This is a genomic window from Brucella haematophila (assembly GCF_005938105.1).
Classification (GTDB): Bacteria; Pseudomonadota; Alphaproteobacteria; order Rhizobiales; family Rhizobiaceae; genus Brucella; species Brucella haematophila.
In genome coordinates this window covers 268572-292346 of the sequence record NZ_VCPE01000002.1, presented here as the reverse complement: position 1 = coordinate 292346, position 23775 = coordinate 268572, and the positions used below count along the sequence as shown (strand labels likewise).

Genomic DNA, 23775 nt, shown 5'->3' with positions numbered 1-23775 from the left:
AACTCGACTGAGAACAGAAAAAGTCACGCCTTTCCGTTACTGCGCTTAACCGCACCTCAGTTTAAAATGCCGATACCCGTCATCGGGGTTCTTCTTCTCTTTCCCTATACAGAAACGGCGCTGGCTGATTGTACGCCTGCATCACCCGCGTCGGGCGATACAGTCGTGTGTAATGGCAATCCGAACGGGTTCAGCACCAGCGGACTTGGCAGCCTTGATGTCGTGATCCAGCAGAACACCAATCTGAACGGTCCGTTCACGGCCAGCAGCATGGGTGCTCTGACCGTCGACAATTCGGGCAATATGCAGAGCGCGGTCATAACTGATGCGACCAGCCTCGTTTTCGACAATCGCGCCACGATCAATGGTGGCCTGACGATTAGCGGCAACGGCACCTATACGGTCCACAATTATGCCAATTCGCATATCAATTCGGTTTTCAGCTTCACTGGCAACAGCACCAATAACATCACCAATGACGGTACGCTGAACAATGGTGTCACCATCAATGGCGATGGCGCGACCAACATCATCAACACCACTGGCGCTTCGTTTAACAATGGTATTTTCGTCAACGGCGCCAGCCAGACCTATGTGCAGAATTACGGCACGATCCAGAGCACGATTGCGCTTGGTTCCGGCAATGACACGATCATCAACTACGACCCCGGCCAGATAAATGGCAGCGTTTCGCAAGGCTCCGGCGACGATATTTTTGACATGCGCGGCGGCCGTGTCAGCGCAACGGTGAATCAGGACGCTGGCAACGACGTCTTCCTCCTGTCCGGCGGTGAAGTGACCGGCTCGCTGATGGCGGGCGCGGGCGCCGACTATATGCTGTGGACCGGCGGTCTGATCGGCGGCATCGATATGGGCACGGAAAATGACGTTGCCGTGTTTCAGGGGCTGACCGATACCCAGCTGAAAAGCATCCAGATCAATGGCGGGCTCGGCACGGATCAGCTCGTCTGGCAGAACACCAAAGGCAGCAATCCGCAGCGCCTGATCAACTGGGAGCTTATTGCGCTCCAGAGCGCGTCCGAGCTGACGATGAACAGCAATCTGACACTCGGCGACAGCGGCACCTCGACCGGCACGCTCACGATCGATTCGACCAGCTATCTGCGCGCAGGCAGCGGCACATGGACCATCAGCCCTGCAGCGAGCGGCAGTCTCACACAGGTGGTGAATGCAGGCGTGATCGATCTCACCAACGGCTCCAATTCCACGTCGGACAGCCTCACCATCGTCGGCAATTATCAGGGTAATTCCGGCCAGCTCTGGCTGAATACGGTTCTGGCCAGCGACAATGCGCCGTCCGACAAGCTGGTTATTTCGGGCGGCACGACGACCGGTTCAACCGGCATCGTGGTCACCAATGTTGGCGGAACGGGCGCAGAGACCCAGCAGAACGGCATTCTCGTGGTGGAGGCAGTTAACGGGGCCACCACCGGCGAGGGCACGTTTAATCTGGCGCGGCGCGCTTCTGCCGGTATTTACGAATATCAGCTGGTGCAAGGCGGCGTGACGGCTGGCACCGAGAACAACTGGTACTTGCGCAACAACTTCTCCGGCATCGATGCCAGCAATCCGGATTTGCCGATCTGGTTGTTGCCCGGACCTGATGAAGGTGATGGCGACGGCGATGGCAATACCGGCGGCGGTTCCTCTGGCGGAGGTTCCGGCGGCGGCACGGGTGGCGGAACTGGCGGCGGCACCGGAGGTGGATCGGGTGATGGCGACGGCGGCGGCAGCGTGACACTGGTTCGTCCCGAAGTTCCGATCCTGGGCGCAACGCCCACTGTCGTGCGCGGCCTGCTGCGCGTGGCTCTCGGCACGTTCCACGAACGCCATGGCGAACAGTCCTGGTTCGGTGACGAAGCAAACAAGAAAATCATCTGGGCGCGTATGTTCGGCGATCAGTATCGCCAGAACCTGAGCACATTCGCCGATCAGCGCTATAAGGGTAACCAGTGGGGCATGCAGTTCGGCGTGCCGGTCTATCGCGCCGAACATGATAACGGTCAGCTCGATACGTTCGGTCTCATGGCCGGCTATGCCCGCGGTTGGGGCGACATGCGCGCCAGAAACATCTATGGCAATAATATCGAGATCGGTAACATCGATGTCGATGCCTATAGTCTCGGCGCCTATTGGACCCATACCTGGGAAGACGAGGCCTATATCGACGCCATCGTCATGCATTCCTGGCTCAGCATCGATACGGAATCTGTGGCGAACTACAGTTCCAGCTTCCACGGCAAGGAATGGTCGGCTTCTCTGGAAGCAGGCAAGAAGTTCTCGATCACCGAAAAATGGGTGATCGAACCGCAGGCGCAGATCTATTGGCAGTATCAGAATTTTGATGAGGCAACCGATCCCGGCGGCACCATCAGCTATGACAATAACGACTCATGGACCGGTCGTGTCGGTGCGCGCCTGCAAGGCAATTACACAATCAATGAACGGCCGTTCAATCCGTTCGTGCTGGCCAATGTCTGGCACCAGTTCAAGGCGAGCGATACGATCTACTTCAATAATGACAGGCTTCGCCCGTCCTGGGAAGAAACCAGCCTGGAACTCGGTGCCGGTTTCACGACCAAGGTTGCCGACAATACCGCGCTCTATGCCAATGCATCCTATGAGTTCAATCTTGGTGGCGAGCGTTTCAGGCTTCTCTCCGGTCGCATAGGCGCGCGCGTGTCCTGGTAAATTCCAGTCCTTAACCGCCAAACGACGTTCTTGATCTGTTTCGGGAAAAATGCTTAAATCCTCTGGTTGTATTTAAGCATTTTCTCACTTTAGGGATGTGCTGCGTGGCGAGTGGGGGCTTATGGTCGCGCGGGTTGGAACGGTTGCCTTTCAGGGCATAGAAGCAGTGCCTGTCGATGTGCAGGTCATGGTTGCTCCGGGCAAGATGGGCATGTCGATTGTCGGTCTGCCCGACAAGGCGGTGGCGGAAAGTCGTGAACGCGTACAGGCGGCCTTGCACGCCTCCGGGCTGTCCATGCCCACCAAGCGTGTCACGGTCAATCTGGCGCCTGCCGATTTGCCGAAGGAAGGGTCGCATTACGATTTGCCGATCGCGGTCGGGCTGATGGCGGCTATCGGGGCCATCCCCGCCGATGCCATTCAATCCTATCTGGTGCTGGGCGAACTGTCGCTTGACGGGTCGATCACAGCGGTAGCAGGCGTTCTGCCCGCTGCCATTGGGGCCAACCGCGAAGAGAAGGGGCTCATCTGCCCGTATGCCTGCGGGCCGGAAGCGGCCTGGGCTGGCGCCAATATCGACATTCTCGCGCCGCGCAGCCTGATCGCGCTTGCTAATCATTTTCGTGGAACGCAGGTTCTGACACCGCCCGATCCCTCCATGCGCGTTTCCAGCGAAAACCTGCTGGACCTTGCGGATATCAAGGGACAGGAAACGGCGAAGCGCGCGCTGGAAATCGCCGCAGCGGGCAATCATAACCTGCTTCTGGTCGGCCCGCCCGGTTCCGGCAAGTCGATGCTGGCGCAGCGCCTGCCATCGATCTTGCCGCGCCTGTCTCCGCGCGAATTGCTGGATGTGTCCATGATCGCGTCCATTGCCGGCGAGCTTGCAGGCGGAAAACTGTCAGATCGCCGACCATTCCGGTCGCCGCATCATTCGGCATCCATGGCGGCAATGGTTGGCGGCGGCCTGCGTGCCCGCCCGGGCGAGGTGTCGCTCGCACATAATGGCGTGCTGTTTCTCGACGAGTTTCCCGAATTCTCGCCACAGGTGCTGGATTCACTGCGTCAGCCGTTGGAAACGGGAGAATGTCTGATTGCCCGCGTCAATCATCGCACAAGCTATCCGGCGCGTTTTCAGCTGATTGCCGCCATGAACCCATGCCGCTGCGGGATGGCGGGTGAACCCGGCCACACCTGCGCGCGCGGACCGCGCTGCCAGACGGATTATCAGGCGCGGATTTCCGGGCCGCTTCTGGACCGAATTGACCTGCGTGTCGACATGCCTGCCGTCTCGGCTCTGGACCTCATCCAGCCTGCGCAGTCGGAGCGCAGCGAAACCGTGGCGCAACGGGTCGCCCGCGCGAGGGCCTTACAGGCTGCCCGCTACGCGGCGCTGGGGTTCGATCCATCGATGACGAATGCTCATTGTTCGGCAAAGCTGATCGAGGATGTTGCGCGACCGGATGCGGCGGGATTGAAGCTGTTGCGCGATGCGAGCGAGCAGATGCGCTTTTCCGCTCGGGCCTATCATCGTATCCTGAAAGTTGCCCGCACGCTGGCCGATCTCGACGGTGTGGATCAGATCAGCCGCATTCACTTAGCTGGCGCAATTTCCTATCGCATCGGTGCGGAACGGTTGATTTCTGCGGCGTGATTGCTCGCGCCGCAGATAATCCTTCGCTGGCGATCAGTTGCCGTTGAGCTGAAGTCGCAAAGTGCCGTTGTTGAGAAAGCAGGTTTTGTTGAACAGCGATAGGTCAAGCGGATTTGGCAACCGGACGTCGTCGAGATCCGGGCAGACCTTGACATCGGGATCGAAAGACCTGTCGATCTGGGAAATGCAGATGATGGTCATCGCATGCTCGCGGGCAAAAGCTTTGAGCGCATTGATCTGCACCATAAGCTCCGGCTTGTCGCGTTTTTGGTCAAGAATTTGCAGATAATCGATAATGGCGAAGCTGCCAGCCGGTTCACGGCTCAGTCTTTCTGCAACATAACTGGCGCTGATCGCATCAGAACTGTCGAAGATAAAGCGGTCGCTGAATAGCACGGGACGTGTCCCGAGCTTTTCGAACCGGCTGGCTATATCATTTTCATTGTAATCGAGCGAGAAGAACAGGCCGCGTTTTCCGTCCTTCATCGCTTCGATCAAAATCTCCAGACTGAGCAGGGTTTTGCCGTGGCCAGGACGTGCGCCGATCAAAACCAGATCACCAGCGTGCAAGCTCTGATACAGGTCCTTGCCGGACATGGAGGCTGACGATTTCTGAGCGAGCATGCTCCAGCTTTTGTAGCCCTCCTGCGCAGCCATCTGATCCAGCGCGGCATGAAGTGGAATTCGGGCATCGCGTGCAAGGCGCTTGGCGCGGTGCTTCAGGTGATAGATGGGAGACGACAATTTCATCGTTGTGACCTTCTGTGGCGAGCGGTCATCGCAATCCCTCCTCATGCTTTTTGCTCGAACAGTTGGTTCGATGATTGATACTTCCCGCATGAAAAATGCTTTCCCGATTGGAGGGGGGAGGCGTGGAAGCAGCCAGAATCAAATCATAACGCAAATAGCGGCGATGCGGAATCGCCTCTTGGGCTTTGCCGCCGAATTGAATGGGGGTAACCGAAGAGGCAGTCCGACAGCCTCTTCGGGCTGGTTTCAAACAAAGCTGAGTGTGTTGCGCGCCTAAAGCCCGAAGGTCACGAGCCCGTTTTCATCGATCTGCCAGGCCGGATTCCAGGCAATTTCCCAGGCGTGGTCGTCGGGGTCAGCGACATAGCCGCGAAAACCGCCATGCTGAGGCGCGTCGGCGGCGCGCAGCAGCGTACCGCCAGCCTCCACCAGACGGTGCATCAGCGGCGCGACATCGGATTTTTGCTCCACATTATGGGCGAGTGAAAATGCGCCGGGCTGCAAGAGGCCGCTCCGGTTCATGTCGGTTTCCAGCGAAGTTTTGAGAAAGGTGCCGAGCACGAAACCGTTCATCTGGTAGAAGGCGATCTCTTCATTCTCGAATATCGGCGTCCAGCCGAAGCCTTCGACGTAAAAGCGACGCGAAGGGGCCAAGTCGGCGACACCAAGTGTGATAACGGAGATTTGCTGTTTCATTGCCCAAACCCTTGATCCTCCGGCGCACCATTGCTCCGAAGTTGAAGGTCAGGGGACTCGACAGGGTTGCAAACAGAACCGCGAAGGTCAGGACCCGTGTCTGGCATCACTTGAGAAACCTTTGCACGGGAGCCGGGCTAACCGCACCGGCCTCTCCTTTTTAGACCCGGACTGTCTAGCATGTTCCGGGCCTGAGTTCAATTTTCGGTAGCTTACGATTTAGTGACGAACCGAGCCGACCAGCAGGTTGTCCGGGGATTCGATGGTGACCCAGCGGCCGGTATTGTTCGTGGCCTGACGCTTCAGATAGGTGTAATCGGTTTCGTTCCAGCGCAGCACTTCATCAGTCAGATTGTCGAGGACGAAGTCGCCGCGATCGGTGCGGACGGTCAGGACGGCATGGCCTTCGCCATCCGGCTTGCGCAAGACGGTGATCAGAAGGTCGCTGATCGGAATACCGGCCTTTTGCAGCTCGCGCTGCTTGAGAAGCACATAGTCTTCGCAATCGCCAACGGTGGTTGGGTAAGTCCAATATTCCTCGACGCCGTAGATTTCCATATCGGTCATCGGCTTGATGCGTTCATTGACCGAGAGATTGACGTCGACAATGCGCTGCCAGTTGGCATGGTCAAGCTGCAACGGGCTGGTGTCCCGGCTTACGATATTGCATTCCTGCGCTTCGCGCTTGCAGAACTCGTAATGGCCTATCGGCTGGGAAGTGACTTTCCCGGTATGCATGAAGTCGCCAGAGGCTGCTTCAGCACCAAAGCCTGTCATCAGCACCGAAGCCGCGAAAGCAGCTGCTGCCATAATTTTCTTGGTCGAGCGAACAACGCAAAACATACTCAACGCCCTTGCCGGATACTCGTTTATTAACGAAACGTTAAAATCTGAAACACTCCGGAGTCAATTCGATTTGCCGCTTCATCGCCCAACATCTTAATTAATGGTTAACGCGGGTATTGCGCAATTGTGCAACTATAGATTGAATTTATTGTGTTTTTCAGACCGTGAGGATGCCCAGTTGCCACTCATAATTTTGCCATGCTCGGGGAGCTTGTTTTTGCCAGCGAATATGCCAATGGTTGGCACATTCCACGGGACCTTTGAGGTCCATTTGCAAAGGCCACGGGATGACAAGCGCAACCACGCGCAAGGCCACGGCAGACGACATTGATGCGTTGTTACGCATCGAAGAGCGCTGCTTCGAAGCAGACCGCATTTCCCGACGCTCCTTCCGCGCCTTGATCGCGCGCCCCACGGCTGAAACGATTATTGCGGAAGTCGATGGCCACATCATCGGCTATGCGATGATCCTTTTCCGGCACGGTACGGCGATGGCGCGGCTCTATTCGATCGCCGTCGATCCGGATGCGAGCGCCAAGGGAATAGGCGGGCTTCTGTTGCAGGCTGCTGAAACGGCGGCCTATGAGCACGACCGGCCGCTGTTGCGGCTCGAAGTGCGCGAGGACAATGCACGGGCCATCGCGCTTTATAAGCGCAATGGTTATCGCCCAATCGGGCGCTATCTCGACTATTATGCCGATCATTCCGACGCCCTGCGCTTCGAAAAGACGGTGCGCGGAGGCGTTCCGCCGATCACGACATTCCCCTATTACCGGCAGACGACCGACTTCACCTGCGGGGCGGCCTGTCTGATGATGGCGCTCGCCTATCACAAGCCGGTGGTGCAACTCGATCCGGTGCTGGAAGTGCGCCTGTGGCGTGACGCGACCACGATTTACATGATGTCCGGACCAGGCGGCTGCGAACCTTTCGGCCTTGCCGTCGCGGGCTATGAACACGGATTGAAAGCGTCCATCATCGTTTCCATTGAGGACATGCTGTTTCTGCAATCGGTGCGTTCGGAGAAAAAGCGCCGGGTGATGCAACTTGCGCAAACCGATTTTCGCCAGCGCACGGAAGCCTATGGTATCCCGGTGGATTATCGTGGCTTCACCTTGTTCGACATCGTCACCGCGCTCCGGCGTGGCGCGTCGGTGATCGTTCTGATCAGCGGCTATCTTATGTTCGGCAACAAAGTGCCGCATTGGGTGCTCGCCCATGGCGAGGATGGCCGTCACATTTTTATTCATGATCCATGGGTGGAAGAGGAACAGGGCGAAAGCATCGCCGATGCGGCCAATGTGCCGGTTCCATTCCACATCTTCGACCGCATCGCCCGTTTCGGCAGCGATGGGCTCAGGGCAGCAGTGATTCTCGAAAAAGGGACAGACTGATGACGATCTGCGTCATTCTCGTTGGGCGCCTCTCGGATATCGATAATGGCGCCACACCGCACAAGGTCATGACCAATCGTGACTATCTCGCACATCCGGCGCTGTTCAACGGCCAGCAGCGCCCGCGCATCATCAACCTGTCGCGCACCTATGCCTATCAGAGCCGCGGCTATTATGCCTCGCTTCTGGCGGAAGCGCGCGGCCACCGGATCGTTCCGTCCGTCGAGACGATGATCGACCTTTCCGAGCGTCGGCTCTATGAGAATGCCATCCCCGAACTGGAAGACATGCTCAACAAGGCGCTGGGCAAGCATCCGGAAAAAGCGCCTGAAACCATTCACGTCCATTTCGGTCTGGCTGAAAACCCGGAATTCGAGCGTTTCGGCAGGCTTTTGTTCGATTGGTTCCGCGCGCCGTCGCTGGAAGTGACGATCAAGCCGGGTGAGTGGGCGCGTATCCAGAAAATCGGCTTCTCCAATATTTCAAAATTCTCGAAACATCAAAAGGAGCGCTTTGAAGATGCGCTCGACCGCTATACCCAGCGCGAATGGCGGGCGGCCAAGCCCAAAGTTCCGGCCCGTTATTCCGTGGCGACGCTCTGCGATCCGAAAGAGGCGATGCCGCCATCATCCATGGCGTCCCTGAAGCACTGGGCGAAGATTGCGGCGCGACTTGGTGTCGAGGTCGAACCAATCGGCAAGAAGGACCTCTCGCGTCTTGCCAATTACGATGCGCTGTTCATCCGCGAAACCACGTCGATTTCCAATCACACCTATCGCTTTGCGCGCCGGGCGCAGCAGGAAAACATGCCGGTCATCGACGATCCGATTTCGATGATCCGCTGCACCAACAAGGTCTATCTGCACGAGCTGATGCAGGCCAATGATGTGGCGGTGCCTCAGACCGTGATGATTGCGGGTGAGGAGGATCTGGAGCGAGCTGCCGATCTGCTTGGCTTTCCGCTGGTCATCAAGATCCCGGATTCCTCTTTCTCGCGCGGCGTGAAGAAGGTGAGTGATCTGGGTGAGCTGAAGGCGCTGGCGATGCTGTGGCTTCAGGATAGCGATCTGTTGCTGGCGCAGAAATATATGCCGACCCGCTTCGATTGGCGCGTCGGCGTTCTCGACGGCAAACCGCTTTTCATCTGCCAGTATATGATGGCGAAAAACCACTGGCAGATTGTGAAGCACGATACCGGCGGCAAACCGCTTGAGGGCGGCTTTCGCACCTACACGCTGGCAGAGGCCCCGCAAGCGGTTCTGGAAACAGGCCTGCGCGCCGCGCGGTGCATCGGCAATGGCTTATACGGTGTCGATCTGAAGGAAACCGATGACGGTGTCGTGGTGATCGAAGTCAACGACAATCCCAATCTCGAACACGGCATCGAAGATGCGGCGGAAAAGGATGACGTCTGGATCAACCTGACCAGGTGGTTCACCGACCGGCTGGATCGCAAATAAAGTGATAGCGGTCCAATCCGGGCCGCTATCACTTTATTATCCGAAGATGTCTTTACGCCGGATTACATCGGCGTGAAGCAGACCTTGGTGTGTCCGGCGCCAATGAAGCCGAGACGGCTTGCAGCACCCTTGGAGAGATCCAGCACGCGTCCTTTGATGAACGGGCCGCGGTCGTTGATGCGCACGACGAGCGACTTGCCATTTCTCTGATTGGTAACTTTGACCTTGCTGCCAAGCGGCAGGGAGCGGTGCGCTGCGGTCAATCCGGCTGGGTTCATACGTTCACCCGATGCCGTGCGGGAGGTCAGGGCGTACCAGGAGGCACCGCCGCATTGCTGTGCCGAGGCTTCGATTGCACTGACAGCGAGAAGGCTGGTTGCTGCAAAGCCGAGCATAGCCATACGGGTCTTGAAGTTCATACCAGTTCCACTAGTTGTTAACGGGGCGCTTTGACAGTTTTGCTGAGAAAGACCTGAGCGAAGTGGAATCTAAATGTGGCGATGACGTGGTTCGAATGAGAACATTATGCGGTAATTGAATCTATATCCGCAGCGGAAAATCATCCTATACTATGCGTTGTTTACTTATGATCCGAAACAAAACTGAGGAATATTTGGAAAGATTCAGTTCGATTGCTGTAAAAGCGTTTACGATTCGTTAGGAATCTGGCGCGTGGCTCAACGCGTCCATGTTTTCGGCTGCTGAATCCAAGAAAAGCTGCTTGCGACCTTTGCTAAGCTCGCGTCTGAGCCTACAATTTTTATTTGTAGACTAAGTTTTGAAGCGCCTTCTAAAAGTTGTTGAAATGCGGCATTTCCCGGGCAAAATTACAATTTTGGCGTGTGAATGGCAATTTTCACAGGTCGCCTTTTTGTTATCCACAGGCCGGAAAACGGGGCTTATGACGTTTCTTTGACCGTGCAGCCAGTGCAATTTATGGAAGAAATCCTGCTATAAGCCTGTGGCGAACAGGTGCGATTCCAACGGAAACCATGCAGGACGATCCTTCCGACACGAACACGAATGCCTCCGTTCCGGCGATCTCCACCGGCAAGCGGGTGCTGTTTCTCGTGCTCGGATTTGTCATGCTGGCGCTTGGCATTATCGGGGCGCTCTTGCCGGTCATGCCGACAACGATTTTCATCATACTGGCGGCGTGGTTCTTCGCGCGGTCTTCGCCCCGGCTTGAAGCGCGGCTTCTTCGCGATCCGCGTTTCGGCCCGCTGATCATCAAGTGGCGCGACCGTGGCGCCATTCCGCCAAAAGCAAAGCTCTATGCCTGTCTGGGCATGACTTTCGGCTACGGGCTTTTCTGGTGGGGCGCTCATCCGGGCCCGCTGCTGGCAATTGCCGTGACGATCTTCATGCTGGGGTCTGCGGCCTATGTGCTTTCGCGACCCAGCGAATAAACGGCTTCAACCGACCGGCCCTTCACGATAAGAGTGGCGCAATTGCCATGGGAGCCGCCAATGAATCTGCCTGCCGTCAATCCGCTGATCGATCAACTCTCCGCACCGCCCATTCCGGCTGTGCAGGCCTGGGCACGGGATTATGACGGCAGCCACGGTCCGCTGATTGACCTTTCGCAGGCGGTTCCGGGCTATCCGCCGCATCCTGACATGTTGCAGTTTCTGGGCGAGGCGGCAGGGTCGCTCGCCTGCGCTGGCTACGGACCGATTCAAGGCGAGGCCGTGCTGCGTCAGGCCTATGCCGAACATGTCGCTTCGCTTTATGGTGCATCGATTGAAGTGCACAATGTGCATGTTACATCCGGCTGCAATCAGGCTTTCATCGCCGCCATCATGTGCGTGGCTGGCTGCGGCGATACGGTTCTGACCACCGATCCGTTCTATTTCAACCACCGCTCTTCGCTGGAAATGCTCGGCATCAAGCCGGCTTCATTTCCATGTCTTGCGGAAAACGGCTTTGTGCCGACAGTCGAGGATGTGCGGGCGGCGCTGCATCCCGGTGTGAAAGCGCTGACGCTGGTTTCTCCGAACAATCCGACTGGCGCGGTCTATCCGCCAGAACTGCTTGGCCAGATCTACGCGCTCTGCCGTGCCAACGGCACGTGGCTGATACTCGACGAAACCTATCGCGATTTTCTGCCGAATGCCGGTGAAGCGCCGCACGGGCTGTTCGGCGAGGCCGACTGGCCGTCGCATCTGATCCAGCTCTATAGTTTCTCAAAATCCTTCTGCATTCCGGGGCATCGTCTGGGGGCGATTGTTGCGGGTGCCGATATGGTTTCCAATATCGCCAAGGTAATGGACAATCTGCAAATCTGCGCCACGCGTGCGCCGCAGGTGGCTGTTGCCCGTGCGCTTGCGCCGCTGGAAGCATGGCGCAATGAAAACCGCAAGGAGATTGCACGCCGGGCGGCAGCGCTTCGTTCCGTCATGGCGGGCGTCGATGGCTGGCGCGTCGAGGCGGTGGGAGCCTATTTTGCCTTCGTGCGCCATCCCTTTGACGGCGTATCTTCTGTGACGGTGGCAGAGCGCCTTGCAAAGTCGCTCGGCATTGTCACATTGCCGGGCGTCTTCTTCGGTGAAGGACAGGAAGCGTTTCTGCGTTTTGCCTTTGCCAACGCCGATGTAGCGGGCATCGAGGCCACGGGGGCCCGTCTGCTGCGCCTACGGCTTTGATTCCCATACCAGTTCCAGCAGCTCTTCCAATGCCTGCGAAACCCCACACAATTGGTGGCGCGGAGCATTGATACAAACCTGTAACATTACTGTCATATGAATGTAATATAGAGCGCGTAGACGGCTACTGACGCTAATCGTCATAGGCTTTTTACAACAGGAGCTGCTGCTCATGAACAAGATGATTTCCTCGACCGCGGCGCTGGCCATTGCTGCCGTTCTGTCGGTTTCCGCTGCCCAGGCGCGCGATCAGATTCAGGTTGCCGGTTCCTCGACCGTGCTGCCTTACGCAAAGATCGTCGCTGAAACCTTCGGCGAAACCTTCCCGAACTTCAAGACGCCGGTTGTTGAATCGGGCGGTTCGGGCGCAGGTATCAAGGAATTCTGCAAGGGCGTCGGTGAAAACACCATCGATATCGCCAATGCATCGCGCGCCATGAAGGACACGGAACTGAAGTCTTGCGTCGACGCTGGCGTCAAGGACGTTCAGGAAGTGCGCTTCGGTTATGACGGCATCGTATTCGCGACCGACGCTAAGGGTCCGGATTGGAAGCTGAAGCCTGAAGACGTTTACAAGGCTCTGGCCGCCAAGGTTGTTGTCGACGGCAAGCTGGTCGACAATCCAAACACCAAGTGGAACCAGGTCAACCCGAACCTGCCGGATTGGGACATTGCTGCCTACATCCCGGGCGAAAAGCACGGTACCCGTGAAGTTTTCGAAGAAAAGGTTCTTGCTGACGGCTGCAAGCACTCGGGCGCTCTGGACGAAATCAAGAAGGCCGGTCTCGACGACAAGGCTGCCGCTTCGGCCTGTATCGCAGTTCGCAAGGACGGCAAGGCTGTCGACATCGACGGCGACTATGCTGAAACGCTGGCTCGCATCGACTCCAACAAGACCGGCGTTGGCGTTTTCGGCCTCTACTTCTACGAAAACAACGCCGACAAGCTGAAGGTTGCGACCGTCAACGACATCACGCCGTCGGCTGCCACCGTTGCTTCGGGTGAATATCCGGTTTCGCGCCCGCTGTTCTTCTACGTGAAGAAGGCTCACCTCGGCGTCGTTCCGGGCCTCAAGGAATATGTTGATTTCTTCCTGAACGATCAGATGATCGGTCCTGACGGCCCGCTCGCTGAATACGGTCTGGTTCCGGCTCCGGATGCAGAGCGCGAAGCACAGCGCGCTGCCTTCACCGAAGGCAAGACGATGGCTGCAAAGTAAGACTAAAACTGTGGAACGCGGGGATGAAACCTCCCCGCGTTCTTCTCCTTTCGCGCCATTCTAATATGAGAGGCGCAATCGCGCGGAACTGACAGTCTGGTCATAGGGGTCATGTCTATGTCGTTTCGCATTTTTCAGGGCAACCGGGGAAATTGAATGTCCTTCTTTCTGGTTCTCGTTAGCGTCATTGCAATCGGGTTAGTCGGCTTCTTTATCGGCCGTCAGCGCGCTGTTGCACTGGACAAAGCGCAGCCTGTCGCCCCACAAGGGCCGACGGCCGAGAAAATGCATTCCCGCCCGCATTATCATGGCTGGTGGGTTTTCCTCGTTTCTGCATTGCCTGCAGTTCTGTTTCTTGCTGTCTGGGCCATCGGAGCGTCTGTTTATCTCGATCACAGCGCCTCCTCGCGCCTGCCCGATGCGGTCGAGGGTGGTTCCTATACCAATCGCAGCCTTCAGCTCGGTATGGTGCGCGGCCTCGCCAATGGTCTTGAGCGCCTGACGCCGGCTGAGCTGGAAAGCTTCCCATCCAGCTATCAGGATGCGCGCACGGTTCTTGGCAACAAGGGCGTGGCTCTCGCGACCGAGGGTCAGGACTATATGGTGCCCATCGCCCTCTATCTGAAGAAGGCGACGGACCTCACCCACACTATCGGCGCTGCCGTGGCGCTGGTCATTGCTGTTGCCGGTCTGATTTTCGGCCTCTCCACGATCAACCGCCGCATGCGCGCCCGCAACAATGTCGAGCGCATCGTGCTGTGGGGGCTGATCGCCGCTTCCGGCATCGCCATTCTGACAACCATCGGCATCATCTGCTCGATGCTGTTCCAGACGATCAGCTTCTTTCAGGCTGTTTCCCCTTGGGACTTCTTCTTCGGTACGGTCTGGGATCCGCGCTTTGCCGCTGCCGGTTCCGGTGGTGAAACGGGCCAGTTCGGTCTGATCCCGCTTCTGGCCGGTACGCTCTATATCGCGCTTGTTGCGATGCTGTTCGCGGTTCCGGTCGGCCTGTTCGCCGCCATCTACATGGCCGAATATGCCTCGCCGCGCGTGCGCACGGTGGTCAAGCCGGTGCTTGAGCTTCTGGCCGGTATTCCAAGTATCGTCTACGGCTTCTTCGCCCTTGTGACGGTTGGCCCGTTCCTGCGTGACCTTTCCGCCGCGATTGCGGGCGGTCAGGGCTTCATCATGGCGCAGAGCGTTCTGACAGCTGGTCTCGTCATGGGCGTGATGCTCATTCCTTTCGTGTCTTCGCTCTCCGACGACATCATCACCGCCGTTCCGCGCACGCTGCGCGACGGCTCGCTCGGTCTTGGCGCAACCCGCTCCGAAACCGTCAAGCGCGTTGTGCTGCCAGCGGCTCTGCCGGGCATTGTCGGCGCACTTTTGATGACAGCCTCACGCGCCATCGGCGAAACCATGATTGTGGTTCTGGCGGCAGGCGTTGCGGCACGCATCAATATCAATCCATTCGACGCGATGACCACCATCACGGTGAAAATCGTCAATCAGCTGACCGGCGATCTTGAGTTCAACTCGCCGCAGACGCTGGTTGCCTTTGCGCTCGGCATCACGCTTTTCGTCCTGACGCTGATCATGAACATCTTTGCGCTGCACATCGTGCGCAAGTACCGGGAGCAGTACGAATAATGACCGATACGACCTTCAACGCAAGCGGCGCGGTTTCTGCAAAGCCGGTGCGCCGCGATATCGGGCTCAAGCGCCGCTATGCCGCCGAACGCCGCTTCCGCCTCTATGGCATTGCTGCAATCGCGATTGGTGTGTTCTTCCTCTGCGCGCTGTTGTTCTCGGTTTTCTCCAAGGGCTACACCGCTTTCTGGCAGACGACGCTTTACCTGCCGGTCAAGCTTGAAGCGCAGGTGATCGATCCGGGCAACAAGCGCGCGACCGATCCGAATGTGCTGATCACAGCGAACTATCCGCTTCTGGTGCGCAACGCCCTTGCTGAAAAGCTTGGCGTGTCGCCCACGGACCGTCCGGCCATGCGCGATCTCGGTCGCTTCTATTCGGATGGCGTACGCATTCAGCTTCGCCAGATGGTGATGGACAATCCGTCACTCATCGGCACGACGCAGACCGTTCCGGTTCTGGCAGGCGCAGACATCGATTCCGCTTTCAAGGGGCAGATCGATCTGACCGTGCCTGAAACGAGCCGCAAGGTTTCCGACCGTCAGGTCGGCTGGATGAAGACGCTTTCGGAAGAAGGCGTCATGAAGGAGGCGTTCAATACCGGCCTCTTCACCTTTGGCGCATCGAGCCGCCCGGAAACATCCGGTCTCGGTGTGGCGCTGGTCGGTTCGCTCTATATGATGCTGATCGTGCTGGGTCTGGCTCTGCCTATCGGCGTCGCCGCATCGATCTATCTGGAAGAGTTCGCCAAGAAGAACCGCTGGACCGATATGATCGAGGTGAACATCAACAACCTCGCAGCCGTACCGTCCATCGTGTTTGGTCTGTTGGGTCTGGCGGTTTTCGTCAACTTCTTCGGCCTGCCGCGTTCGGCTTCGCTGGTCGGTGGTCTGGTTCTGACGCTGATGACGCTGCCGACGATCATTATCGCAACGCGCGCCGCACTTCGCGCCGTGCCGCCATCGATCCGTGCCGCAGCGCTTGGTCTCGGCGCTTCCAAGACACAGATGGTCTTCCATCACGTCCTGCCGCTGGCCGCACCCGGCATTCTGACGGGCACCATCATCGGGCTTGCCCATGCGCTTGGTGAAACCGCTCCGCTTCTGCTGATCGGTATGGTGGCCTTCGTGGCGGATGTTCCGTCCACCCCGATGGAACCGGCAACCGCCTTGCCTGTCCAGATCTATATGTGGGCCAATGAAGCAGAACGCGCCTTTGTGGAACGCACGTCCGGCGCTATCATCGTCCTGCTTCTGTTCCTGGCCGTGATGAACATTGCAGCAATCATTCTGCGCCGCCGGTTTGAGCGCCGCTGGTAAACGGGAGTCGAAGCTATGAACTTGATGACAGAACGTACTCTCGAGAAAGCCGTAGGAGAAAAGATGAACGCCAACGCCAGTTCCGTAAAGATGCGCGGCGACAAGGTTTGCGTATTCTATGGTGAGAAGCAGGCCCTTTTCGACGTCAATCTGGATGTTCCGGAAAAGATGGTGACGGCGCTGATCGGTCCTTCCGGCTGCGGCAAGTCGACATTCCTTCGCTCGCTCAACCGCATGAACGACACGATTGAAGGTTGCCGCATCGGTGGCAAGATCACCCTCGACAATGAGGATATCTACGATCCGAAGATCGATGTGGTGGAACTGCGCGCCCGTGTCGGCATGGTGTTCCAGAAGCCGAACCCGTTCCCGAAGTCGATCTACGAGAACGTGGCTTATGGCCCGCGCATTCACGGTCTGGCCCGTTCCAAGACCGATCTTGAAGAGATCGTCGTGACGAGCCTTCAGAAGGCCAGCCTGTTCGAGGAAGTGAAGGATCGCCTCCACGATGCGGGAACGGGTCTTTCCGGCGGTCAGCAGCAGCGCCTGTGCATTGCACGTGCGATTGCGGTTAGCCCGGAAGTCATTCTGATGGACGAACCCTGCTCGGCGCTCGATCCGATTGCTACCGCAAAGGTGGAAGAGCTGATCGACGAACTGCGCCAGAACTACACCATCGTCATCGTCACCCACTCCATGCAGCAGGCGGCCCGCGTTTCGCAGCGCACTGCCATGTTCCATCTCGGCAATCTGGTCGAAGTGGGCGACACGGAAACGATGTTCACTGCGCCGACCGAAAAGCGCACGCAGGACTACATCACCGGACGCTTTGGCTAACAAACCGGGGCAGGGGACAAACACCCTTGCTCGCGGACTGTGCCAGAACAAACAGAAGTGCGGCTTCCCCGCAATTTATATTACGAGGTCTACCATGCCGTCTCAGCATACCGTTCGTTCCTACGATGAGGAACTGAAGTTTCTCACCCACAAGATCGCCGAAATGGGCGGACATGCGGAACGTATGGTCGAACAGTCGGTCGCCGCTATTGTCAATGCGGACAACGCTCTCGCACAGCGCGTCATTTCCGACGACCTGATCCTCGACGCCAGCGAACGCGAAATCGACGACAAGGCCGTGATGATCATCGCCAAGCGTCAGCCGATGGCTGTCGATCTGCGTGAGATCATCGGTTCGATCCGCATCTCTGCCGATCTGGAGCGTGTTGGCGATCTGGGCAAGAACATTGCCAAGCGCGTTGCAGCCGTTTCGGAGTCCCGCCAGCCGGTCAAGCTCTATCGCGGCCTTGAAACCCTGGCCGAACTGGCGCTGACCCAGCTGAAAGACGTGCTCGACGCCTATGCGTCGCGCTCGGTGCAGCAGATCAATGTCGTGCGGGATCGCGACGACGAGATCGACGCCATGTACACCTCGCTGTTCCGCGAGCTGCTCACTTATATGATGGAAGATCCGCGCAATATTTCGGCCTGCACGCATCTTCTGTTCTGCGCCAAGAATATCGAGCGCATCGGCGACCACGCGACCAACATTGCGGAAACCGTCTATTACATCGTTACCGGCCTGCAGATGCCTGCCGAACGACCGAAAGAAGACCTGAGCCACGGCATCGTCGTGGATGAGGCACGCAAGCCCTGAGTAAGCGCTGCGTTTGGAGCACATCAGGACGGCTTTGCCGAAAGGTGCTCCACAACGCGGTGGAGAATGAGTGAATAGCGCGGCGACACGCGGTCGATGGGGGGACGTGTATCTTCCGCTCGCCGGATTTTAATAGGGAATATTGGATGTCACAGGTACCCAAAATCGCTGTGGTGGAAGACGAAGAAGCGCTGAGCGTTCTGCTGCGCTATAATCTTGAGGCCGAGGGCTATCAGGTGGATACGATGCTACGCGGCGACGAGGCTGAAATCGCGCTGCGCGAGAACGTACCGGATCTTCTCATCCTCGATTGGATGCTTCCTGGCGTATCCGGCATCGAACTGTGCCGCCGTCTGCGCCAGTGGCCGGAAACGGAACGTTTGCCGGTCATCATGCTGACCGCCCGTGGCGAGGAAAGCGAACGCGTTCGGGGCTTAAGCGTCGGCGCCGATGATTACGTGGTGAAGCCGTTTTCGACCCCTGAGCTTCTGGCTCGCGTCAAGGCCATGCTGCGCCGTGCCAATCCAAGCCTGCTGTCGCATGTGCTGAAGGTCGGCGATCTGGTGCTCGACCGCCAGCAGCATCGCGTTTACCGCAAGGAAAAGGAAGTTCGTCTTGGACCGACGGAGTTCCGCCTGCTGGAATATTTCATGATGTCGCCAGGCCGCGTTTTCTCCCGCAGCCAGCTGCTCGACGGTGTCTGGGGACCGGACATCTATGTCGATGATCGCACTGTCGACGTCCATGTCGGACGCCTGCGCAAGGCCATCAACTTCGGTCGCGCGCTCGATCCGATCCGCACGGTGCGCGGCGCCGGTTATTCTTTCGGCTGATTGAACTTCGATAAAAACTGCTCTTTGAGCCCGTCTTTCGTGACCGAAAGGCGGGCTCGATCACTTTTGGAAATGCCCGTTTTGCCAGTTGTCCGTGTCAGCCGATTCGGCCAGATGAGGCGCCGAAAAGGCCAAAAATGGCCAATCTCACGGAATGTTACGCCACGTGCACCAAAGTTGAAGGAACCGGCGCAAGACTTGCTAAAACAGTTACGCCGCAGATTTTCCCAACCCGATGAAGCAAGATATATCAAAATTTTACAGCAGTTGCGAATTAAGGCAGCGATGTGGCCTGTATTGAGGAACTATGATTTCCATCAAATCAAAGGTTTATCTCTTTTCTGCAGGTGCATTAAGAAATTATTAATAGTTTTGAATGGTTTGTGTGGGCAATTACGCTCGTGATTCGGGTTTCATTTGCAGCCGTTTCGATGGTTTCGGCAATTTCGGAATTTGACCCATTGCCTTTTTTTGGCCTAAAAATTCCAAAACCTTGAAGAAGACGAGCGACGGCAGGTTGTTTGATTTTTGATCTTCACCTGCTTTGACTTGCACCGCAGCTAGACCCGTACTGGTCATTCTTGGCCTTCGGATCGACTGCTTCAGTTAAGGGTCCTGAATATGAGACTGAGCCGTTGACGCGCGCTGGTAATTGGAAGCTGCCTGTATTGGCAGGACTGCTCGTAGCGCCCTTCGTAGTGACGGGCTGCACGACGACCGGCACCACAGCCAAGACTGAGAAGACGGCGGCTGTAAGCCACGTCAAGTCGGTTAACGGCGTCAAGACCTATACCTACACGGCGAAGGACAGGGAGTGCCTCGAGCGCGCAATGTTCTTCGAATCGAACCGGTCCAGCCCTGATGGTCTGATGGCCGTTGGCACGGTCGTCATGAACCGTCTCGCATCGGGCCGTTATCCGGATACGATCTGTGGCGTTGTCGGCCAGAAGAACCAGTTCGCGCCCGGCGTGCTCAGCCGCAAGATGGAATCCGGCAAGCTGCCCGACGTTCAGGCCGCAGCCGATGCCGTGCTGAAGGGCCAGCGCCATCCGAAGCTGAAGAATGCCATGTTCTTCCACACGGCTGGCCTGTCGTTCCCGTATAACAACATGCATTACGTGCTGGTTGCCGGCGGTAATTCTTTCTACGAGAAGCGCAATCGCGACGGTTCGTTGCAGAACCCGGTGCCACAGGAGCCATACAATCTGGCTCTCGCCTATTCGCCGCAATCGCCATCCACACCGCAAGATCCGTCTTATGACGTGACGCTGCCGCAAGCCGGACCCGTGCCGGAAGCAGCGCCCACCGTACAGGTCGCGCTGGCGGATGCCGCAAAGATGGAAACCTCCATTCGCGGCAGCGGCCTTGGCCCGCAGGCACGCGGCAATCGCCTCTCGCACCAGAATGGCTTAGCGCAGGCACAGCCGCAGATTCAGCAGGTCGCATCCTACCAGCCGCAATTCGATACGTCGGCGCCTGCAAGCCAGCCGCAAACGCTCGGCTATGCCGCGGCAGACCAGAAGCAGGCCGATGCAATCGGCGCATTGCTTCTGTCGCAGGATCGTCCGGAAACGCCTCTATAAGTTGATTTGAACAGCTTCGGTGCGGGCTAATCTTTCCGATTGGCCCGCATTTTCATTTGAGCTCTGCGTTCCATCGCTATTAGCGGGGGCGAACCACAACTGGACGATAGATCGGCTGATAGAGCATGATGGGCTGGTCGTAAAAATCGACGCGGTTTTCCCATGCGCGGCGATCCGCCCGGCGGTCGAGATCGAGCCGTTGCAGACAGTTGGCAAATGCGTCTGTCCGCGGCTTGAAACCATAGCCGAGACATGTCTGTTCATCGGCGGCGCGGCGCTCTTCCGGCGTCATGGTGACACAACCGGCCAGCAGGCCTGCAAGTCCCAATAAAACAAGCGCTTTCTTATTCATTCTCTTTGCTTTCCATATTGCTGACCGCAGCATCCAGTATAGACCATATCCCGAAAAGAACGTGGTTTAATTGCGCCATCTGATAAACTGGCGGCAAGTGTACAGAAGTGATTCTTTCATGACGCCCCCTTTCTTGAGGGAGGCGCTTTCGCATCAAAGAGGTCCGCAGCCCATGGCTCACGATATGCAAAATCCCGTCATCGATCCCGTAAAGCTTGAACGTCTGGCGGAAGTCGCCGTGCGCGTCGGTCTGCAATTGCGCGAGGGACAGGATCTGATCATCACGGCGCCGGTTGTCGCCCTGCCGCTGGTTCGACTGATTGCCAAACATGCCTATAAGGCGGGCGCAGGTCTGGTGACGCCGTTCTTCGCCGATGACCAGATTGCACTGGCCCGCTATGAAAATGCACCCGATGCAAGCTTCGACCGCGCCGCGGACTGGCTCTATCAGGGCATGGCCAAGGCCTATTCGGAAGGTGCGGCGCGTCTAGCGATTGCTGCCGACAATCCGATGCTTCTGTCCAGTCAGGACGCCGCCAAGGTCTCGCGTGCCAATCGCGCCAACTCCAAGGCCTATCAGCCGGCGCTGGAAAAGATCGCCGGGTTCGACATCAACTGGAACATCGTTTCCTATCCGAATGCGGCATGGGCGAAGCTGATGTTCCCCAATGAGCCGGAAGAGGTTGCGACTCGCAAGCTGGCCGAGGCCATCTTCGCCGCTTCGCGTGTGGATGTGGAAGATCCGATTGGCGCATGGGCTGCACATAATGCGGCGCTTCGCACCCGTACTCGCTTCCTGAACGGCAAGGCTTATAGCGCCCTGAACTTCAAGGGTCCGGGCACCGATCTGACGGTCGGGCTTGCCGATGGTCACGAATGGCATGGCGGCGCGTCGACGGCCAAGAATGGCATTACCTGCAATCCGAATATTCCGACGGAAGAGGTTTTCACCACGCCGCATGCCTTGCGCGTCGATGGCTATGTCGCCAGCACCAAGCCGCTTTCGCATCAGGGCACGCTGATCGAAAACATCGCAGTGCGTTTCGAGGCGGGCCGTATCGTCGAAGCCAAAGCGACCCGCGGCGAAGAAGTGCTGTCGAAAGTGCTCGATACGGATGAAGGCGCGCGCAGGCTCGGTGAAGTGGCGCTGGTGCCGCATTCCTCGCCGATCTCGCAAAGCGGCCTTCTATTCTACAACACGCTTTTCGATGAAAACGCCGCGAGCCATATCGCGCTTGGCCAGTGTTATTCCAAGTGCTTCATCGATGGCGCCAAGCTGACGCCGGAACAGATCAAGGCGCAGGGCGGCAATTCCAGCCTCATCCACATCGACTGGATGATCGGCTCTGGCGAGATCGATGTCGACGGCATCAAGGCCGATGGCAGCCGCGAGCCGGTGATGCGTCGCGGCGAATGGGCGAGCTAAGAGCTGGATAGCAGAAATGGAAAAGGCCGGGATATTTCCCGGCCTTTTGTTTGACTGTGTGAGGGTTAGTCTCAGTTCTTTTCCTGCACATGGGCTTCGAGGAACCAAAGCGCCTTGTCCAGCGAACGTGATGCGGCAGTGAAAATATCTGCCGTGTTGTCGTCGCCCGCCTCATCCGAATCCTTGATCGACTTGCGCAGAAGATTGGCGACATCGCCATAGCGTTCGATCAGCGCGCCCAGATGGTCGTGAACCGCATAAATATCGGTCGGATACGGCTTCAGCTTCGTGTCCTTTACGACAATCTGCGATGTGCCATAGGCCGTGCCGCCAAGCTGAACCGCGCGTTCGGCAATCGTGTCGACGTGATCGTCGAGTTCAGTTCTGAAACCGTCGAGCATCTCGTGCACTGCGATAAATTGCGGCCCCTTGAGGTTCCAATGCGCCTGCTTGGTGATCAGCGCAAGATCGATGGTCGCAGCCAGATTTTCGTTCAGAAGCGCGATCATGGTCGTCTTGGTATTGGAAGGAAGATCGTTGCGGGTTGCATGCGTCGACTTATTGGACATTTTATCCTCATATCCTTTGCACAATCAGGCGCGAGCGATTGGCCAGCTCGCAGCGATTGGGGAAATCGCCAGCGTTGGGAGCGGTCGAAACGACGCACAAACGGCACCGTCAAATCTGTAAAAGGCCCGTATTGCAGCAAACCTGTTGCCGCAAAGGCAACAACAAGACCTTCCCGCACCCGGCGAGATAACGCCTGCCGAGGGATTTTGTTCCGCAGGAAATGCCGAAAATCGCAAGAACCGCTGCTCTTTGAGAGTGATTTGGTGTCGGCTCATTACGGTTAGGCTTGTCGCGGGGCCAATTCTCATTTACCCGGAAGTGCATGAAGATACTCGCCCTCGATACCGCCGCTTCCTATTGCGCAGCAGCCGTCTATGACGCTGGCCGCGATGTCGTTCTTGCTCAGGTCAGCGAGAATATCGGCAAGGGGCATGCAGAAGTGCTGATGGATTATGTCTCGCGTGCACTGGCGGAAGCGGGCGTCACGATAAAGGATATCGACCGTGTGGCGGTGAATATCGGCCCCGGTTCTTTCACGGGCGTTCGTATTGGTGTCTCGGCGGCGCGAGGCTTTGCGCTGGCGCTCGGCTGCCCGGCCATTGGCGTGACGGCATTCGAGGCGCTGGCTGACGAGACACTTGCACGAGTGCCGGGCAAGCCGGTGACGATCCTGCTCGACGCGCATCGCGGCGAGATTTATGGGCAGACATTCGACGCTAACGGCGCTGCTCTGTCCAAGCCATCGGTTTTGTCGCGGGAAGAAGCGGAAGCCTTTGCAGGCAATGCGCCCCTCGAAACCGTACTGGCCGGATCGGCAGCAAGATCGATAAACGAGGCTTTGGGCGACAAGTTTGCGCTCGGTCCCATCGAACCGACCGCCACTATTGCCACTTTCGCCCGTCTGGCAGCCACACGCACAGCCGGTGATGCGCCGAAGCCGCTTTATATGCGCGGGCCTGATGCCAAGCCGCAAGTGGGGTTTGCATTGCCACGCAGGCAGGCCGGAGAATAG

General features: G+C 57.6%; 22 protein-coding genes. 15 read left to right on the top strand and 7 right to left on the bottom strand.

Annotated features, from left to right (window positions below):
• Positions 1 to 66: 66 nt before the first annotated feature.
• Together FGI60_RS04150 and FGI60_RS04145 are read left to right on the top strand one after the other, a co-directional pair.
• Entirely contained in the window at positions 67 to 2712 is a 2646-nt protein-coding gene (locus tag FGI60_RS04150) for an autotransporter family protein (RefSeq protein WP_171058693.1), read from the top strand.
• A 121-nt stretch (positions 2713 to 2833) separates the two neighbouring features.
• Positions 2834 to 4366 (top strand): YifB family Mg chelatase-like AAA ATPase, encoded by a 1533-nt coding sequence (locus FGI60_RS04145; protein WP_138784061.1) that lies wholly within the window; start codon positions 2834 to 2836, stop codon positions 4364 to 4366.
• Between the two features lie 33 nt (positions 4367 to 4399).
• Here the strand turns inward: FGI60_RS04145 and FGI60_RS04140 are convergent, their stop codons facing one another.
• The 3 genes from FGI60_RS04140 to FGI60_RS04130 all read right to left on the bottom strand — a co-directional run bounded on the left by FGI60_RS04140 (position 4400) and on the right by FGI60_RS04130 (position 6655).
• Positions 4400 to 5116 carry a DNA helicase gene (locus tag FGI60_RS04140; RefSeq protein ID WP_138784060.1) on the bottom strand — a complete coding sequence of 239 codons (717 nt, stop codon included), beginning with the start codon at positions 5114 to 5116 and terminating at the stop codon, positions 4400 to 4402.
• A 273-nt stretch (positions 5117 to 5389) separates the two neighbouring features.
• On the bottom strand, positions 5390 to 5812 hold the full coding sequence (locus FGI60_RS04135) for a VOC family protein (protein WP_138784059.1): 423 nt from the start codon (positions 5810 to 5812) through the stop codon (positions 5390 to 5392).
• A 219-nt stretch (positions 5813 to 6031) separates the two neighbouring features.
• Complete coding sequence (locus tag FGI60_RS04130) at positions 6032 to 6655, bottom strand: transglutaminase-like cysteine peptidase (RefSeq protein WP_138784058.1); 624 nt, start codon at positions 6653 to 6655, stop codon at positions 6032 to 6034.
• A 290-nt stretch (positions 6656 to 6945) separates the two neighbouring features.
• On the opposite strand from FGI60_RS04130, the gene FGI60_RS04125 reads away from it, so the two are divergent.
• Together FGI60_RS04125 and FGI60_RS04120 are read left to right on the top strand one after the other, a co-directional pair.
• A complete protein-coding gene (locus FGI60_RS04125) occupies positions 6946 to 8052 on the top strand; it encodes a GNAT family N-acetyltransferase/peptidase C39 family protein (protein ID WP_138784057.1) in 1107 nt (368 codons plus the stop codon).
• Positions 8052 to 9512: a RimK family protein gene (locus FGI60_RS04120; RefSeq protein WP_138784056.1), complete on the top strand. Its 1461-nt coding sequence runs from the start codon at positions 8052 to 8054 to the stop codon at positions 9510 to 9512. Before FGI60_RS04125 ends, FGI60_RS04120 begins: the two co-directional genes overlap by 1 nt.
• Positions 9513 to 9574: 62 nt before the next feature.
• Here the strand turns inward: FGI60_RS04120 and FGI60_RS04115 are convergent, their stop codons facing one another.
• Positions 9575 to 9931, bottom strand: a complete 357-nt coding sequence (locus FGI60_RS04115) for a septal ring lytic transglycosylase RlpA family protein (RefSeq protein WP_078337695.1) — start codon at positions 9929 to 9931, stop codon at positions 9575 to 9577.
• A 573-nt stretch (positions 9932 to 10504) separates the two neighbouring features.
• Here FGI60_RS04115 and FGI60_RS04110 point away from each other — a divergent pair.
• The 8 genes from FGI60_RS04110 (at position 10505) to phoB (ending at position 18832) form a co-directional block, all read left to right on the top strand.
• Positions 10505 to 10921 carry a YbaN family protein gene (locus FGI60_RS04110; protein ID WP_138784055.1) on the top strand — a complete coding sequence of 139 codons (417 nt, stop codon included), beginning with the start codon at positions 10505 to 10507 and terminating at the stop codon, positions 10919 to 10921.
• A 66-nt stretch (positions 10922 to 10987) separates the two neighbouring features.
• Positions 10988 to 12157: an aminotransferase gene (locus FGI60_RS04105; RefSeq protein WP_171058698.1), complete on the top strand. Its 1170-nt coding sequence runs from the start codon at positions 10988 to 10990 to the stop codon at positions 12155 to 12157.
• Between the two features lie 172 nt (positions 12158 to 12329).
• Positions 12330 to 13376, top strand: a complete 1047-nt coding sequence (locus FGI60_RS04100; protein ID WP_138784053.1) for a PstS family phosphate ABC transporter substrate-binding protein — start codon at positions 12330 to 12332, stop codon at positions 13374 to 13376.
• A gap of 156 nt (positions 13377 to 13532) precedes the next feature.
• On the top strand, positions 13533 to 15026 hold the full coding sequence (gene pstC / locus FGI60_RS04095; RefSeq protein ID WP_138784052.1) for a phosphate ABC transporter permease subunit PstC: 1494 nt from the start codon (positions 13533 to 13535) through the stop codon (positions 15024 to 15026).
• Positions 15026 to 16345 carry a phosphate ABC transporter permease PstA gene (pstA, locus tag FGI60_RS04090; RefSeq protein ID WP_138784051.1) on the top strand — a complete coding sequence of 440 codons (1320 nt, stop codon included), beginning with the start codon at positions 15026 to 15028 and terminating at the stop codon, positions 16343 to 16345. Before pstC ends, pstA begins: the two co-directional genes overlap by 1 nt.
• Before the next feature lie 63 nt (positions 16346 to 16408).
• The gene (gene pstB / locus FGI60_RS04085) at positions 16409 to 17182 is read left to right on the top strand and encodes a phosphate ABC transporter ATP-binding protein PstB (protein ID WP_235889732.1); all 774 of its coding nucleotides are present in this window, start codon (positions 16409 to 16411) and stop codon (positions 17180 to 17182) included.
• A 94-nt stretch (positions 17183 to 17276) separates the two neighbouring features.
• Entirely contained in the window at positions 17277 to 17999 is a 723-nt protein-coding gene (phoU, locus tag FGI60_RS04080; protein ID WP_006468129.1) for a phosphate signaling complex protein PhoU, read from the top strand.
• A gap of 146 nt (positions 18000 to 18145) precedes the next feature.
• The gene (gene phoB / locus FGI60_RS04075; RefSeq protein WP_138784050.1) at positions 18146 to 18832 is read left to right on the top strand and encodes a phosphate regulon transcriptional regulator PhoB; all 687 of its coding nucleotides are present in this window, start codon (positions 18146 to 18148) and stop codon (positions 18830 to 18832) included.
• 393 nt (positions 18833 to 19225) lie between these two features.
• Here phoB and FGI60_RS04070 read toward each other — a convergent pair whose 3' ends face one another.
• Complete coding sequence (locus FGI60_RS04070; RefSeq protein WP_138784049.1) at positions 19226 to 19411, bottom strand: hypothetical protein; 186 nt, start codon at positions 19409 to 19411, stop codon at positions 19226 to 19228.
• Between the two features lie 56 nt (positions 19412 to 19467).
• On the opposite strand from FGI60_RS04070, the gene FGI60_RS04065 reads away from it, so the two are divergent.
• Positions 19468 to 20415 (top strand): cell wall hydrolase, encoded by a 948-nt coding sequence (locus tag FGI60_RS04065; RefSeq protein ID WP_138784048.1) that lies wholly within the window; start codon positions 19468 to 19470, stop codon positions 20413 to 20415.
• A gap of 79 nt (positions 20416 to 20494) precedes the next feature.
• Here the strand turns inward: FGI60_RS04065 and FGI60_RS04060 are convergent, their stop codons facing one another.
• The gene (locus FGI60_RS04060) at positions 20495 to 20767 is read right to left on the bottom strand and encodes a hypothetical protein (protein WP_138784047.1); all 273 of its coding nucleotides are present in this window, start codon (positions 20765 to 20767) and stop codon (positions 20495 to 20497) included.
• Between the two features lie 172 nt (positions 20768 to 20939).
• Between FGI60_RS04060 and FGI60_RS04055 the strand changes: the two genes are divergently transcribed.
• Entirely contained in the window at positions 20940 to 22193 is a 1254-nt protein-coding gene (locus tag FGI60_RS04055; protein ID WP_138784046.1) for an aminopeptidase, read from the top strand.
• A 71-nt stretch (positions 22194 to 22264) separates the two neighbouring features.
• On the opposite strand, the gene dps is transcribed toward FGI60_RS04055, so the two are convergent.
• The gene (gene dps / locus FGI60_RS04050; protein WP_138784045.1) at positions 22265 to 22762 is read right to left on the bottom strand and encodes a DNA starvation/stationary phase protection protein Dps; all 498 of its coding nucleotides are present in this window, start codon (positions 22760 to 22762) and stop codon (positions 22265 to 22267) included.
• Positions 22763 to 23085: 323 nt separating this feature from the next.
• Here dps and tsaB point away from each other — a divergent pair, with 323 nt between their 5' ends.
• Complete coding sequence (tsaB, locus tag FGI60_RS04045) at positions 23086 to 23775, top strand: tRNA (adenosine(37)-N6)-threonylcarbamoyltransferase complex dimerization subunit type 1 TsaB (protein WP_138784044.1); 690 nt, start codon at positions 23086 to 23088, stop codon at positions 23773 to 23775.